The sequence below is a fragment of the Streptomyces sp. NPDC085900 genome (assembly GCF_044540925.1).
In the GTDB taxonomy this organism is placed as follows: Bacteria; Actinomycetota; Actinomycetes; order Streptomycetales; family Streptomycetaceae; genus Streptomyces; species Streptomyces gilvifuscus.
Genome location: NZ_JBITSP010000002.1, coordinates 303,403 through 318,266, shown reverse-complemented (window position 1 = coordinate 318,266; position 14,864 = coordinate 303,403). Strand labels below are relative to the sequence as shown.

The window sequence follows — 14,864 nt, the reverse complement described above, 5'->3', positions numbered from 1 at the left end:
TTCGCGAAAGAGTCCGAAAGGTCGCCGTTCCGAGCCGCCAGGGCCGCGCTGAGCTGCGGCGATGCCGTCTCCAGAGGTGACTGTCAGTGGCTGGGTGCAGACTGGCCGATGTCTGGGACAAAGACGTCGCGGAGGTGATCGGCATGACCGAGGTACTGCTGGCCGTGGGCACGCGCAAAGGCCTGTTCATCGGGCGTCGGCGGGGTGGCACATGGGAGTTCGACGAGAGTCCGTACTTCAACGCGCAGGCCGTGTACTCGGTCGCGATCGACACCCGGGGCGGGCGTCCCCGGCTGCTTGCGGGCGGTGACAGCGCCCACTGGGGCCCGTCCGTGTTCCACTCCGACGACCTGGGCCGCAGCTGGACCGAACCGGCCCGGCCGGCCGTCAAGTTCCCCAAGGACACGGGGGCGTCGCTGGAGCGTGTGTGGCAGCTGCACCCGGCGGCCGCGGAGGACGACGTGGTGTACGCGGGCACGGAGCCGGCCGCGCTGTACCGCTCGGAGGACCGCGGCGAGACCTTCGAACTCGTCCGCCCGCTGTGGGAGCACCCGACCCGTTCCAAGTGGGTGCCGGGCGGCGGCGGTGAGGGGCTGCACACCGTGCTCACCGACAAACGCGACCCACAGGCCGTGACGGTCGCCGTGTCGACGGCCGGAGTGTTCAGGACCACGGACGGCGGCGCGAGCTGGACGCCCTCCAACTCCGGTGTCTCCGCGGTGTTCCTGCCGGACCCCAACCCGGAGTTCGGCCAGTGCGTGCACAAGGTCGCCCGGGACGCGGCCGACCCGGACCGGCTGTACCTGCAGAACCACTGGGGTGTGTACCGGAGCGACGACGCGGGCGCGCACTGGACCGACATCGGCGAAGGCCTGCCGTCCACCTTCGGCTTCGCGGTGGCGGCCCACCCCCACCGCGGCGACACGGCCTACGTGTTTCCGATCAACGCCGACGCCGACCGGGTGCCGGCCGACCACCGCTGCCGGGTGTTCCGCACATCGGACGCCGGCAAGAGCTGGGAGCCGCTGTCGGCGGGCCTGCCCTCGGAGGACCACTACGGAACGGTGCTGCGGGACGCCCTGTGCACGGACGACGCCGACCCGGCGGGCGTGTACTTCGGCAACCGCAACGGCGAGGTGTTCGCGTCGGCCGACGACGGCGACAGCTGGCGGCAGTTGGCGTCGCACCTGCCGGACGTGCTGTGCGTGCGGGCCGCGGTGGTCTGATGAGTCGAGCGGGGGGATCGTACGGCCTTGGCCACCGGTTGATCTCCGCTGCCCGTACGGCAGTAGGGTGACGCCCGTGGCACCACGACCGTTGCATGAAATCGTCGAAGCGGGCTGGGCGAAGGCCCTGGAACCCGTCGCCGGACGGATCGCCGAGATGGGGGACTTCCTGCGTGCGGAGATCGCCGCGGGGCGCACCTACCTTCCGGCCGGAGCGAACGTCCTGCGCGCCTTCCAGCAGCCCTTCGACGAGGTACGCGTCCTGATCGTCGGGCAGGACCCGTATCCGACCCCGGGGCACGCGGTGGGACTGTCCTTCTCGGTGGCACCGGAGGTGCGGCCGCTGCCGGGCAGTCTCATCAACATCTTCCGGGAGCTCAACACCGACCTGGGGCTGCCCCAGCCGTCCAACGGCGATCTGACGCCGTGGACCCGGCAGGGCGTGCTGTTGCTCAACAGGGCGCTGACCACCTCCCCGCGCAAGCCCGGCGCGCACCGCGGCAAGGGCTGGGAGGAGGTCACCGAGCAGGCGATACGCGCCCTGGCCGCCCGCGGGAAACCGCTGGTGTCCATCCTGTGGGGCCGCGACGCCCGCAATCTGCGGCCCCTTCTCGGCAGCCTCCCCTCCGTCGAGTCCGCCCATCCCTCCCCCATGTCGGCCGACCGCGGCTTCTTCGGTTCCCGCCCCTTCAGCCGCGCCAACGACCTGCTGATCGGACAGGGCGGGCAGCCGGTGGACTGGCGTCTGCCGTGAGCGGCCCGGGCCCGGACGGACCGGAGCCGGACGCGGACCACTCCGGGCGGGGCGGGGGTGCCGTCGGCGTCCTCGCCGTCGACTCCGGGGGCTCCGGGCTGCGTGCCGCCGTCGCGAGCCTGCGGCGGACCACACTCGCCGAGGCGTCGTCGCCGCTGCCGGTGCGGACGGGGCCGCAGGGGATCGACCCCGGGCATCTGATGGAGCAACTGGTGCCCATGGTTCGGGCGTTGCTCGCCGAGAGCGGTGTGACCCGGCTGCGGGCGGCGGCAGTCGGGGCCGCCGGGCTCGCCACCCTGGGGGACGGGCTGAGAGCCGAGCTTCCGGGCGCGCTGAGCCGGGAGTTCGGGGTGCGTCGAGTCGCCCTGGCGGCCGACGCGGTCACCGCGTACGTCGGTGCGCTCGGTCCGCGCGCCGGTGCCGTCATCGCGGCCGGCACGGGGCTGATCGCCATCGGCACCGACCTGACCGGCTGGCGCCGTGCGGACGGCTGGGGCCATCTCCTCGGTGACTGCGGCGGCGGCGCCTGGATCGGGCGGGCCGGACTGGAGGCCGCGCTGCGCGCGTACGACGGGCGGGCCGGTGGGTCCGCGGCCCTGCGGACGCGCGCCGAGGGGCTGTTCGGGCCCCTGCCGGGGCTGCCGGGCCGGCTCTACCCCCGCCCGGACCGTCCCGCCGTCCTGGCCTCCTTCGCCCCGGAGGTCGCCGCCTGTGCCGAGGGTGATCCCGTGGCGGCGGACATCCTGCGCGCGGCCGCGCGGCACATGGCCGAGTCCGCCGCCGCGGTGTGCCCGGCCGGGGGCGAGCCCGTGGTCGCCTTCACGGGCGGTCTGTTCAAGATGGGCGAGCCCCTCCTCGTACCGCTGGAGGAGGAACTGGCCGAAAAGCTGCCGTGGGCGCGGCGGGAGATGGCCGCCGGCGATCCGCTCACCGGCGCTTCGCGCATCGCCGCCGATCTTGCGGCCGACGGCCTCACTCTGCCGGGTGACGCGGCGATGTTGTCCGTGGTGACCACATAAGCGACCAACCCCGGGCTTCTCCCCATGCTTGGTGATGCGCCCGGTTCGCACTCCGATCACTTCTGATCCGTACGTTACTCATCAGACAAAACCGGACGGATACCGCTCACCTGCACCCTCCCCGAACAGGGGAGCCCAGGAAGCCAGTAACATGCGTCGCCATGAGCTCCCCCACTGGACCCGCGTCCGGCCTGCCAGTACGAATGCCGCGACCTCGCCAGCCCGGGCGGCACCGCCGACCCGAGCCGCTGGCGGCTCCCGAGGGCGCGCCCGCGCTCGTCCTCGCGGTGCCGGGCACTCCCGCCGCTCCCACGCGCAGTCTCGCCGAGGAGGTCGTGAGCATCGCCCGCTCCGAGCTCCCCGGCCTCGACGCGCGGATCGGCTACCTGGACGGGGACGACGCGGAGTTCCCCACGCTCCAGTCCGTGCTCGCGCATGCCGCCGAGGAGCGCACGGCCCGCTATGAGCAGGCCAAGGCCGCCGGTCTCGACGTCAAGGAGCCGGACGGCCCCGTGGCCGTCGTCGTGCCGCTGCTGGCCGGCCCGGACAGCGCGCTGCTGCGTGTCATCCGCCAGGCCGTCATGGACAGCCGGGTCGCGGCCGACCTGACCGATGTGCTGGGCCCGCACCCGCTGCTCGCCGAGGCGCTGCACGTGCGGCTGTCGGAGGCCGGTCTGGCCCGCGCCGACCGGGCCCGCCTGTTCACCGTGGCGACCGCCGCGGACGGCATCATCCTGGCCTCGGTCGGCGGTGACGAGGCGGTGCAGGCGGCGGGGATCACCGGCATGCTGCTCGCCGCGCGCCTGGCCGTGCCGGTGATGGCGGCGGCCCTGGACCAGGAGGGCGCGATCGCGTCCGTGGCCGAGCAGCTGCGTTCCTCGGGCTCGCAGCAGCTGGCGCTGGCGCCGTACCTGATAGGGCCGGAGATCGACCCGGGTCTGATCGAGGAGGCGGCCAGGGAGGCGGGCTGCTCCGCCGCCGAGGCGCTCGGCCCCTACCCGGCGATCGGCAAGCTCGCGCTCGCCAAGTACACGACGGCGCTGGGCATCGCCCCGCAGCAGCCGCAGGGTGCGCCGGTCCGCTGACGCGACGCGCACGGCATCGCCGTAGGAAAGCCGCAGGGCCCGCTCCGGACGTCGGAAGCGGGCCCTGCGGCGTTGTGCCGTGCCGGGCTCAGGCGAAGACGACGCACGAGGCGGCGGGGACCTGGACCGAGCCCTCGTAGCGGGGCAGTCCCGTGGCCGGGTCGACGGCGAACCAGGTCACCTCGCCGGAGCGCTCGTTCGCGGCGTAGAGGAAGCCGTGGGACTCGGTGAGGGCCCGCGGCCAGTCGCCGCCGCACGGGACCGTGCCGACCAGACGCAGTTCGTCGCCCTCCACGACGAAGGTGGACAGGACATCCTCACCCCGGGTGGCCGTCCACACGAAACGGCCGTCGGGCGAGACGACGACCCCCGAGGGATAGGCGTCGCCCGCCGGGGCGCCAGGCAGCACCTGCACCTCGGTGAGCGGCTTGAGCGTGCCCGCGTCCGCGTCCCAGTGGCAGACGGTGACGGTCGGGGTGAGCTCGTTGACCACGTACGCGCGTGTGCCGTCCGGGTGGAAGGCGAGGTGGCGCGGGCCCGATCCGGGGCGCAGGGGGCACTCCCGGTGCAGGTCCAGAGTGCCGCCGTCGAGGGCGCACACGCGGACCGAGTCCGTGCCGAGGTCCACGCTGACGGCCCAGCGGCCACTGGGGTCGGGCTGCACCTGGTGGGCGTGCGGGCCCTGCTGGCGGCGGGCGTGGGGGCCCGATCCGGTGTGCTGGAGGACGCCGGAGACGGTGTCGGAGAGGGTGCCGTCCGGGCGAACGGGTACGGCGGAGACGCTGCCGGAGCCGTAGTTGGCGGTCAGGACGTGTCCGTCGAGGACACTCAGGTGGGTCGGCTCCTGGCCGCCGACCGGCACGGGAGCGCCGGCCCGTTCCAGCCGGTCCCCCCGGACCCGGTACGCGGCCACCGCTCCCTCGGCCGTCTCGCTGACCGCGTACAGGGTGCCCGCGTCGGGCGCCAGGGCCAGATAGGACGGGTCGGGCAGGCCGTCGACGCTGCCGAGCAGGTTCAGGCCGCCGCCCTCCGCCACGGCCGCCGTCACGATGCCGGGGCCTCCCGCCGCCGTGAACGACCCGATGAACGCCCGCCGTCGCCGCCCGCCGCCGTCTGTCACCGCAGTCCCCTCTCGGTTCTGTGCCGTCGGAGGCGACCGTAGCAGTCGATCAACCGAGGTCTAGACCAAAGGGGTGGAAAGTTGGGGAGTCACGCGCCCACCACGGGCGTCACGCGCCCACCAGGCGGGACCCCGAGGGCGTCCGAAGCGGTGTCGCGAGTTCCGCGAGGGCCCGCTCCAGCCCGTGCAGATGGGTCAGGGCGGGTTCGGCCACGGGGGGCTCGCCGACGAGGGCGGCGGGCTGCCCTCGGCCGTCGCCGGTCAGGGCCTCGACGGCGGCCTCGACCCGCCAGCAGGCGGCGGCGAGCCGCGCGTCGTGGGAGGCCTCCGGGTCGGCGGCGACCGTGACCAGGCCGCGGATCTCGCGGGCGCAGTCGTCGAGCAGGTCCAGCACCCGGCGGGCGCGCCGCTTGCGGCCCAGCATCGGATTGAGCGGGTGCACGAGGGGCGCCACGGACAGCCGTACGCGGCCCAGCAGCTGTTCCAGTTCGGCCACCTTCGGCGCCGGGTCGGCGTCGGGGACGCCCGCCAGCCGTGCGGCGGCCTCCGCGGTGCAGGTGTGCACGCAGCGCAGGGCGCGCTGGATCCAGGCGTCGGTGGTGGTGTGGGTGGTGACCGGGAGGACGAGGAGCACGGCCAGCGCGGCGCCCAGCGCGCCGACGGCGGTCTCGGCCAGACGCAGGGCGAGCAGGCCGGGGGTGAGCACGCCCAGCAGCCCGTAGAGGAGCTCGGCGAGGAGGGTCACGCAGAGCATCATCCAGGTGTACGAGACCGCGGCCGAGTAGAAGATCCCGAAGACGCAGGCGGCGAGGAGTACGGCGGTGGGGAGGGCCGCTCCGTCCACCGGGACGGCGATCAGGACGCCCAGGCCGATGCCGATCACGGTGCCCAGGACCCGGCGGAAGCCGCGGACCAGGGTCTCGCCGCGCGAGGTGGTGTTGACGAAGACCCACCAGGTGGCGCCGACGGCCCAGTACCAGCGCTGTCCGGACACCAGGTGGCCCACGAGGAGCGCGAAGCCCGCGCCGGCGGTGGCCTGGACGGCCTGGCGGGTGGTCACGCAGGCCAAGCCGGTGCCCGGCGGCGGGGCGGGGGCGGGGGCCGGGGGCAGCTGGGCCTCGTAGCACCACAGGCCGAAGCGGACGGCCGCGGCGGTGAGCACGGACAGGACGACGGCGACGTACAACTCGGGGAGCTGACCGGTCGTCGCGTGCAGGAACTGCGCCATGAAGAAGGTCATGAACGCGAACACGCCGAGGCTGTGTCCGCGCGGGCCGAAGCGGCGGGCGTACACGCCGGCGCCGACGACGGCCAGGAAGACGAGGTCGCGGGCCACCGGGTGGGTGTGCAGCTCGGCCGCGGCGGTCAGCACCGGCAGGCCGACGGCCGGCAGCAGGGCGGTGGTGACCGCCTGCCCGCGGACGGTGTCGTCGGTGACGGTGAACAGGGCCAGCAGCGCGGCCAGGCCGCCGGTGACCGTACCGGGGAGGGAGAGTCCGGCCAGAGCGCACAGGACCACGGCCGCCCCGATCCCGACGACGGCGCGCGCGGCGAACCTCAGCCGCAGCCGCCCCGGATCCGGAGCCACGAACACCCTCTTCAGCACGCTTACCCGCCCCCTTGGACACCGGCACGAAAAAGGCGCCGCGGGGTCCGCAGCGCCATCGACATCCTCATTGCAGCATCCTTCGTCCTGCTGGCTCAAGCGGCGCCGATTATGCTGGGCCATTGGTACAGCACCACGGGTCCGAGGGCGGCCACGGGCGGGCCAACGGACCATGCACGAGGAGAACCCGCACATGGCGGTCGACGAGCTCGACACCCGCATCCTGCGGCTGCTGCTGGAGCAGCCCCGTACGAGCGTGCGCGAGTACGCCCGCGTCCTGGGGGTCGCCCGCGGCACCCTGCAGGCCCGTCTCGACCGGCTGGAGCGGGACGGCGTGATCACGGGCACGGGCCCCACGCTCTCCCCCGCCGCGCTCGGCCACCCCGTCCTCGCGTTCGTGCACATCGAGGTCACCCAGGGACACCTCGACGACGTGGGCGACGCGCTGGCGGCCGTGCCGGAGATCGTGGAGGCCTTCTCCATCACGGGCGGCGGCGATCTGCTGACCCGGGTCGTGGCGCGCGACAACGCCCACCTTGAGGACGTGATCCAGAAGCTGATCAGCATGCCCGGCGTGGTCCGCACCCGCACCGAGGTGGCCCTGCGGGAACGGGTCCCGCAGCGGCTGCTGCCGCTGGTCGAGTCGATCGGCCGCGCGGCACGGAAATGACCTCGCACCCGAGGACCGCTCGGCCGGTGCGCCTGAGATCATGACCGGGCCGGTCGATGAGGTCCGTGTCCAGGAGGGCTCCCATGGGTGCTGCCGCCGTGCTCGTCGCCAACCGCGGGGAGATCGCCGTACGCGTCCTGCGCGCCGCGGCGGAAGCCGGGCTGCGTACGGTCGCGGTGTACGAGGAGGGCGACGCCGCGCACACGCGGCCGGCCGACGAGGCGGTGCCGTTGCCCGGTTACCTGGACGGTGCCGCGCTGCTCGCCGCCGCCCGCGCCACCGGGTGCGACTTCCTCCACCCCGGCTACGGCTTCCTGAGCGAGGACGCCGGGTTCGCGCGCCGCTGCGGGGAGGCCGGGATCGTCTTCGTCGGGCCCTCGCCCGAGGTCCTGGACGTCTTCGGGGACAAGCGACGGGCCCGGGAGCTCGCCGCCGGGTTGGGGGTTCCGGTGCTCGCCGGGGCCGACGGGCCCGACGGGGCGCGGGAGTTGCTGGCGGACGGGCCCGTGATGGTGAAGGCGGCCGGCGGGGGCGGCGGGCGCGGGATGCGGGTCGTGCGCCGGGCCGAGGAGCTTGAGGAGGCGTGGGAGAGGTGCCGTTCGGAGGCGGAACAGGGCTTCGGGCGGGGCGAGTTGTACGCGGAGCGGCTGCTGGAGGGCGCCCGGCACATCGAGGTGCAGATCGTCGGTGACGCGACCGGCGCCGTCACGCACCTGTGGGACCGGGACTGCAGCGCCCAGCGACGCCACCAGAAGCTGATCGAGATCGCGCCCGCTCCCGAACTCCGCGACGACGTAAGGGAGAACATCCTCGGCGCGGCCCTGCGGCTGGCCCGTGCCACCCGCTGCTCCAGCCTGGTGACCTTCGAGTTCCTGGTGCGCGACGAGGAGTTCTCCTTCATCGAGGCCAATCCCCGCCTCCAGGTGGAGCACACGGTCACCGAGGAGGTGACCGGTCTCGACCTGGTCGCCCTGCAGCTGCGGATCGCCGGCGGGGCGACGCTCGAGGAGCTGGGGCTCTCGGGGCCGCCGACCGCGCCGCGCGGGTTCGCCGTGCAGGCGCGCGTCGCCGCCGAGGAGGCCGGGCGGATCTCGCGTTTCGACCTGCCGGCCGGGCCGGGCATCCGGGTGGACACGGCCGTCCGGGCGGGGGCCGAGGTCGGCACGCGGTACGACCCCCTGCTGGCGAAGGTCGTCGCGCACGTTCCGTCCGGCGGGGTGGAGGCGGCCTGTGCGCGGGCGCGGCGGGCGCTGGGCGAGTTCGGGGTGGAGGGGGTGCGGACCGGGATTCCGCTGCTGCGGGAGGTGCTCGCGGAGCCGCGCTTCTGGGCGCACACGGGCATGGTGGCCGAGCTCGCGGAGACCTTCGCCGACCCGGAGACGCAGGCCGTGGACGGCGCGGTCCTCGCGCCGCTCGGCGGCACCGTCGTCTCCGTCGACGTCGCCCCGGGCGAACGGGTGCGCTCCGGACAGCAGCTGCTGGTGCTGGAGGCCATGAAGATGGAGCACGTGGTACGGGCGCCCGGCTCCGGCGCGGTACGGCTGCTGCACGCGCGCGTGGGCGAAACGGTCGGCGAGGGAGCCCTGTTGGCCACCCTCGACGAGATCACCGGCGCGCACGAGGGCACCGACACCGCCGAACGAGCCGACCCCGACGCGATCCGACCGGACCTCGCCGAGGTCGTCCACCGGCACTCCTTCGGCCTGGACGAGAACCGTCCCGAGGCGGTGGCCGGGCGGCACTCCCTCGGGCGCCGCACCGCCCGCGAGAACATCGCCGACCTGTGCGACCCGGGCACCTTCACCGAGTTCGGGGCGCTGGCGATCGCCGCCCAGCGGCGGCGCCGTTCCCTGGACGACCTGATCCGCTCGACGCCGGCCGACGGCATGGTGACCGGCACGGGGAGCGTCGACGGCCGGCCGTGCGTCGTGATGTCGTACGACTACACGGTCCTGGCCGGTACCCAGGGGCTGCAGAACCACCGCAAGACCGACCGGATGCTGGAGCTCGCCGAGCAACGGCGGCTGCCCGTGGTGCTGTTCGCGGAGGGCGGCGGGGGACGGCCCGGGGACACGGACACCACCGCCGTCGCCGGACTTGACGTGACCACCTTCGGGCGGATGGGGCGGCTGAGCGGGACGGTTCCGCTGGTCGGCGTCGTCTCGGGCCGGTGCTTCGCGGGCAACGCGGCGCTGCTGGGCTGCTGCGACGTCGTCATCGCCACGCCCGACGCGACCATAGGGATGGGCGGGCCCGCGATGATCGAGGGCGGCGGGCTCGGCGTGTACCGGCCGGAGGAGGTGGGCCCGCTGTCGGTGCAGGTGCCCAACGGAGTGGTGGACGTCGCGGTCGCCGACGAGGCGGAGGCCGTGCGGGTCGCGCGCCGGTATCTGTCGTACTTCCAAGGCGCGCGGGCGAGTTGGGAGGCGCCGGACCGGCGGCTGCTGCGCCACGTCGTGCCGGAGAACCGGCGGCGGGCGTACGACATGCGGACGGCGGTCGCGGGCCTCGCGGACAGGGACTCGGTGCTGGAGCTGCGGGCGGGGTTCGGGGTCGGGGTGCTGACCTGTCTGGTGCGGATCGAGGGGCGGCCGCTGGGGATGATCGCCAGCAATCCGGCGCATCTGGGCGGGGCGATCGACCGGGACGCGGCCGACAAGGCGGCGCGCTTCCTGCAGTTGTGCGACGCGTTCGGGCTGCCGGTGGTCTCGCTGTGCGACACCCCGGGGTTCATGGTCGGCCCGGACGCCGAACGCACCGCGACCGTACGGCACTTCGCCCGGCTGTTCGTGACGGGGGCCAATCTGCGGGTGCCGCTGGTGAGTCTGGTGCTGCGCAAGGCGTACGGACTCGGGGCGATGGCCATGATGGGCGGCTCCACCCGGGCGCCGCTGGCGACGGCGGCGTGGCCGAGCGGGGAGTTCGGCGGGATGGGCCTCGAAGGCGCGGTCCGCCTCGGCTACCGCAAGGAGCTGGCGGCGATCGCCGACCCGGCCGAGCGGGCCCGCGCCTTCGAGGAGCGCGTCGCCGAGCTGTACGAACGCGGGAAGGCGGTCAACGCGGCGGCCGCGCTGGAGGTCGACGCGGTCATCGACCCGGCCGGGTCGCGGGAGTGGATCCTGGCGGCGCTGGACAGGTGCCCCGTCCCGCAGCCCGGTCACCGTCCGTTCGTGGACACGTGGTGAGCGGGGCGCGGAGATGCGCCCCCGGGTGACCGGCGGTGCCCCGTCCCCCGCCCGGGGCACCGTCCGGTCGGCCGATGCGGTCAGGTGGGCCGGATGTTCTGGTTGAGGCGGAAGACGTTGTCCGGGTCGAGGTCGGCCTTGATACGGGCCAGCCGTTCGTAGTTGCCGCCGTAACTGGCGCGGACCCGGTCCTGGCCCTCGTCCATCATCATGTTCACGTAGGCGCCGCCCGCCGAGTACGGGTGCAGGGCGTCGGAGTAGTCGACCGCCCAGCGCTTGATCAGTTCGGCGTTGGCCGGATCGGGGTCGACGCCCGCGTAGACGGTGGACCACCGAGCGCTCCGGTAGCTCCACGGTGTCTCGTCGGGGCCGACGTCGTGAGCGGCGCCGTCGATCGGGTAGAGGTGCATCGTCGACTGGACGGTCGGCACCTCGGCACCGAACTTGGCGTGCAGTTGGACGGCCTCGTCCGGGATCTCCTCGACGAAGTCGGCGCGCCAGTACCACTGGTGGCCGGGCGGGTAGAGCCCGTCGAACATGCCCTGCAGGTCGGGGTGGGGCATCGGTCCGACGGCGTGCAGCATCGGCTCCGGCAGGGCGTCGAGCAGCGGTGCCATCTCGCGCGCGGCGGTCTCGGGGTCGCCGCCGGTGTGGCACCAGACGACGCCGGCGGTCTTGCGGAGCTGGATCTCCTCGGGGAACGGCGGGGCCGGTGGCACGGTGCCGTAGAGGAAGAAGGCGTTGAGGTCGCGGGGCGCGTTCGGGAGGAAGTCCCGGTAGGCGGTGAGGACGTCGGCGCTGATCTCGACGGGCCAGAAGGTGGGTCCGGCCACCACGGTGTCGATCTCGTGCAGCCGCAGCAAGAAGGAGGTGACGACGCCGAAGTTGCCGCCGCCTCCGCGCAGCGCCCAGAACAGGTCGCTGTTCTCGTCGGCGCTCGCGCGCACCTGCCGGCCGTCGGCCAGGACGACGTCGGCGGAGAGGATGTTGTCGATGGTCAGGCCGCACCTGCGGGTGAGGTGCCCCAGGCCGCCGCCGGTGGCGAGGCCGCCCACGCCGGTGGTGGAGACGATGCCGCTGGGGGTGGCGAGGCCGTGGGCGTGGGTGGCGCGGTCCACCTCGCCCCACACGCAGCCGCCGCCGACGCGGACCGTGCGGGCCTCGGGGTCGACGTGGATCTCCTTCATGGGGGACAGGTCGGCGACCACTCCCCCGTCGACGGTGCCCATCCCGGCACCGTGGTGGCCGCCGCCGCGGACCGCGAGGGGCAGGTCGTGGGCGCGGGCGAAGCCGATCACCCGGGCGACGGCGTCCGCGTCGGCGCAGCGCGCGACGAGGGCGGGGCGCCGGTCGATCATCGCGTTGTAGACGGCGCGGGCCTGCTCGTAGCCGGAGTCCTCGGGGCCGATGAGCTCCCCCGTGAAGTCCGCGAGTTCCTGTCGCGCCGCCTGGGCCTCTGTGGTGGTCATGCGATATCCCCCGTTTCTTCGTGAGTCGGGTCGATACGCACGTTCTACTCGGGTTGCGCGGGTGCGGGCATCGGTGGGCATCACCTACCTCGGCCGCCCGCGATACCTACGTTTCGCGCTCCGGCAGCAACCCGAGCTCCGTGGCGCGGACGGCGACGTGCCGACGGGTGGGTGCGTCCAGTTTGCCGAGGACGGCGCGGACGTGGTTGTCGACGGTACGGACGGACACGACGAGGCGCGCGGCGATCTCCGCGTTGGTCAGGCCCTGGGCGAGCAGCCGCATCACCTGGAGCTGGCGTTCGGTGAGCCGGCCGGGGTTGCCGCGGGTGGCGGCGAGCGGGCCGCGGGGGATGTGCCGCACCCCGAGGCGGCGCAGTTCGGCGCGGACTCGGCGGGCCAGCGGTTCGGCGCCCAGGACGTCGAGTTCGGCGAGGGCCTCGAGCTTGTCGGCGGGGTGCGGGCTCTCCGCGAAGGCGGCGGCGTGTTCGTAGGGGCAGCCGGCGGCCTTCCAGACGGCCGCGGCCTCCCGCCAGTGGCCGCGCGCCTGCAGGGCGTAGGGGTGGTCGGAGTCGTCCGTCGGCACCGGATGCCCGGCCTTGGTGAGCCAGTAGCCGAGTTCGGCGCCGTAGGGGATCCCGGACAGATGGCGGGCCTGGGCGTGGACCGGGGCCGCGGCCGCCACCACGGCGTCCGCGTCGCCGCGCAGCCAGGCCGCCTCCGCCTGCGCGGCCGCCACCGGGCCGGTGCGCTGGAGCTCCCTGGTCCGTACGGCGATCTCCCGGGCCTCGGCGAGGAGCTCGCCGGCCCCGGGCCTGCCGGACCGGACGCGCACCCGCGCCAGCACGGTCAGGGCGGGGCAGCGGGCCGGCGGGAAGTCGTGGATGCCGAACTCGGCGTGCCGTTCGGCGTCCTCCCAGTCGGCGGCGGCCAGGCGGCGCAGGGCCAGTTCGACGTGGAGGTAGGTGAGGAAGCCGAGGTGCTCGGCGCGGTCGGCCAGGTCGAGGGCCGGCGGCAGGAAGCGGTCGGCGTCGGCGTACTGCAGGTTGTCCAGGAGGTTCCAGATCAGGTTGGCGTAGGAGCGGCAGGCGTGCTCGACCTCGCCGGCGCCGAGGGCGACCTCCAGGCTCTCCTCCAGCTGCTTGCGCCCGTCGGGGTCGCCGCCCCGCCAGCGGGCCGTGCCGAGGTTGTTGAGGGCGTGCGAGAGGATCGCCGAGTCGTCGGCCTTGCGGGCCAGGACGATGGCGCGCTCGGCGTGTTCGACGGCCTCGGAGTAGCGGTCGGACAGCATGCGCAGCTGGGCGATGTTGCTGACGGCCAGGGCGAGCAGCCGGTCGTCGCCCGCGTGTTCCAGGACGGCGACGGCCTCGCGGGCGGCGGCCTGGGCCTGGTCGGCGTCACCGGCCCACCAGTGGATGCGGGAGAGCCAGCGCAGGTCGGAGCCGAGCGCGAGGATGTCGCCGAGCGACCGGCGCAGGGCGACCGCCTCGCGCTCGGCGGTGACGGCGGCGGCCGTGTCGGCGATGGTGTAGCTCTCCACGGCGTGACGTTCGAGCAGCTCGGCGAGTTCGGCCGGGCCGTAGCGGTGGCGCTGGCGCAGGACGAGCCTGAGCTGGGCCGCGGCCTCGCGGTGGGCGCCGGCGTCGGCGGCGTCCCGGGCGGCGTCCGGGCCGTAGCGGGCGATGGCGTCCAGGTCGCCGGCCCGCGCGGCGTGGTGGACGATGCGGGCGGCGTCGGCGCCGGGCAGGGCGGCGAGCGCAGCGAGGACGTGGCGGTCGAGTTCGATGCGCCGGGCGGCGGGCACGGAGTCGGCGACGGCCCGCCGGATCAGCTCGTGCCGGAAGGCGATCCGCTCGGGGGTGACGGTGAGCAGCCCGCGCTGTTCGGCCTCGGCGAGGACCGCCACGCCGTCGGTGAGCAGCGCGTCGACCAGTCGGCGTTCGACGGCCGAGGGAACGACGGCGAGCTGTTCCAGGGCGTCCACGGTGTCCGGCCGCAGCCCGCGCAGCCGGGCGAGCACGGCGTCGACGACCGTGGGCGGCACTCCCCCGGTGCCGCCGGCCGCCAGGACCTCGGTGACGAAGAAGGGGTTGCCGGAGGTCACCTGGTACACCTGCGCCGGGTCGAGCCGGCCGGCCGCGCTGAGCTCGCGTACCGCGTCGAGGGAGAGCCGGGCCAGCGGCAGGCGGTGCACGCGGGGGGCGCGGGAGACCTGGCCGAGGAGGTGACGCAGGGGGTGGCCGCGGTGCAGTTCGTCGTCGCGGTAGGTGAGGACGAGCAGGGCGGGCAGCCGGTCCATGCGCCGGACGAGGAAGCGCAGGGCGTCCAGGGATGCCTCGTCGGCCCAGTGCACGTCCTCGACGACGAGTACCGCAGGATGCGGAGTCACGGCGAGCTCGGCGTGCAGGGACTCGTAGACGCGGTGCCGATCGGCGCCCTCCGTGACGGCTCGGGCGAGGTCGGCGCCGACGCTGCCGACGAGGTCGCGGAAGGGTCCGAGGGGGCGCCGGGTGGTGAGGTCGTCACACTGGCCGACCAGCACCCGCGCCTGCCCGGGCAACCGCTCGGGCAGGGCTCCGACCAGGCTCGACTTGCCGATTCCCGCCTCGCCGAAGACAAGTGCCACCGCACCGGCGCCGTCCGCCGCCTGTTGTGCGGCCGAGGCCAGCAGCTCCAGCTCGGGCTCACGCTCGAGGATCCCCCGGTCCACTCACCGATTGTGTCACCGGGGCG

At 74.3% G+C, this 14,864-nt stretch carries 10 protein-coding genes; 6 read left to right on the top strand and 4 right to left on the bottom strand.

All coding sequences use genetic code 11. The features are described from left to right. Positions 1-143: 143 nt before the first annotated feature. From ACIGDI_RS06180 to ACIGDI_RS06165, 4 genes are all read left to right on the top strand, one after another. Positions 144-1,226, top strand: coding sequence for a WD40/YVTN/BNR-like repeat-containing protein (locus tag ACIGDI_RS06180; RefSeq protein WP_399891190.1), 1,083 nt, complete (start codon positions 144-146; stop codon positions 1,224-1,226). A gap of 76 nt (positions 1,227-1,302) precedes the next feature. Continuing rightward, positions 1,303-1,980 (top strand): uracil-DNA glycosylase, encoded by a 678-nt coding sequence (locus ACIGDI_RS06175; RefSeq protein WP_200700998.1) that lies wholly within the window; start codon positions 1,303-1,305, stop codon positions 1,978-1,980. Beyond that, positions 1,977-2,999 (top strand): N-acetylglucosamine kinase, encoded by a 1,023-nt coding sequence (locus tag ACIGDI_RS06170; RefSeq protein WP_399891187.1) that lies wholly within the window; start codon positions 1,977-1,979, stop codon positions 2,997-2,999. Before ACIGDI_RS06175 ends, ACIGDI_RS06170 begins: the two co-directional genes overlap by 4 nt. A gap of 161 nt (positions 3,000-3,160) precedes the next feature. Next, on the top strand, positions 3,161-4,084 hold the full coding sequence (locus tag ACIGDI_RS06165; RefSeq protein ID WP_200700996.1) for a sirohydrochlorin chelatase: 924 nt from the start codon (positions 3,161-3,163) through the stop codon (positions 4,082-4,084). Between the two features lie 88 nt (positions 4,085-4,172). On the opposite strand, the gene ACIGDI_RS06160 is transcribed toward ACIGDI_RS06165, so the two are convergent. Together ACIGDI_RS06160 and ACIGDI_RS06155 are read right to left on the bottom strand one after the other, a co-directional pair. Then, entirely contained in the window at positions 4,173-5,204 is a 1,032-nt protein-coding gene (locus ACIGDI_RS06160) for a lactonase family protein (protein ID WP_399891183.1), read from the bottom strand. A 109-nt stretch (positions 5,205-5,313) separates the two neighbouring features. After that, complete coding sequence (locus tag ACIGDI_RS06155) at positions 5,314-6,810, bottom strand: FUSC family protein (RefSeq protein ID WP_399891180.1); 1,497 nt, start codon at positions 6,808-6,810, stop codon at positions 5,314-5,316. 193 nt (positions 6,811-7,003) lie between these two features. On the opposite strand from ACIGDI_RS06155, the gene ACIGDI_RS06150 reads away from it, so the two are divergent. Together ACIGDI_RS06150 and ACIGDI_RS06145 are read left to right on the top strand one after the other, a co-directional pair. After that, entirely contained in the window at positions 7,004-7,480 is a 477-nt protein-coding gene (locus ACIGDI_RS06150; protein WP_399891177.1) for an Lrp/AsnC family transcriptional regulator, read from the top strand. Positions 7,481-7,563: 83 nt separating this feature from the next. Continuing rightward, positions 7,564-10,665 carry a carboxyl transferase domain-containing protein gene (locus tag ACIGDI_RS06145; RefSeq protein ID WP_399891174.1) on the top strand — a complete coding sequence of 1,034 codons (3,102 nt, stop codon included), beginning with the start codon at positions 7,564-7,566 and terminating at the stop codon, positions 10,663-10,665. An 80-nt stretch (positions 10,666-10,745) separates the two neighbouring features. Here ACIGDI_RS06145 and ACIGDI_RS06140 read toward each other — a convergent pair whose 3' ends face one another. Further along, positions 10,746-12,134 (bottom strand): FAD-binding oxidoreductase, encoded by a 1,389-nt coding sequence (locus ACIGDI_RS06140; protein WP_399891171.1) that lies wholly within the window; start codon positions 12,132-12,134, stop codon positions 10,746-10,748. A gap of 106 nt (positions 12,135-12,240) precedes the next feature. Continuing rightward, positions 12,241-14,841, bottom strand: a complete 2,601-nt coding sequence (locus tag ACIGDI_RS06135; RefSeq protein ID WP_399891168.1) for an ATP-binding protein — start codon at positions 14,839-14,841, stop codon at positions 12,241-12,243. Positions 14,842-14,864: the final 23 nt, after the last annotated feature.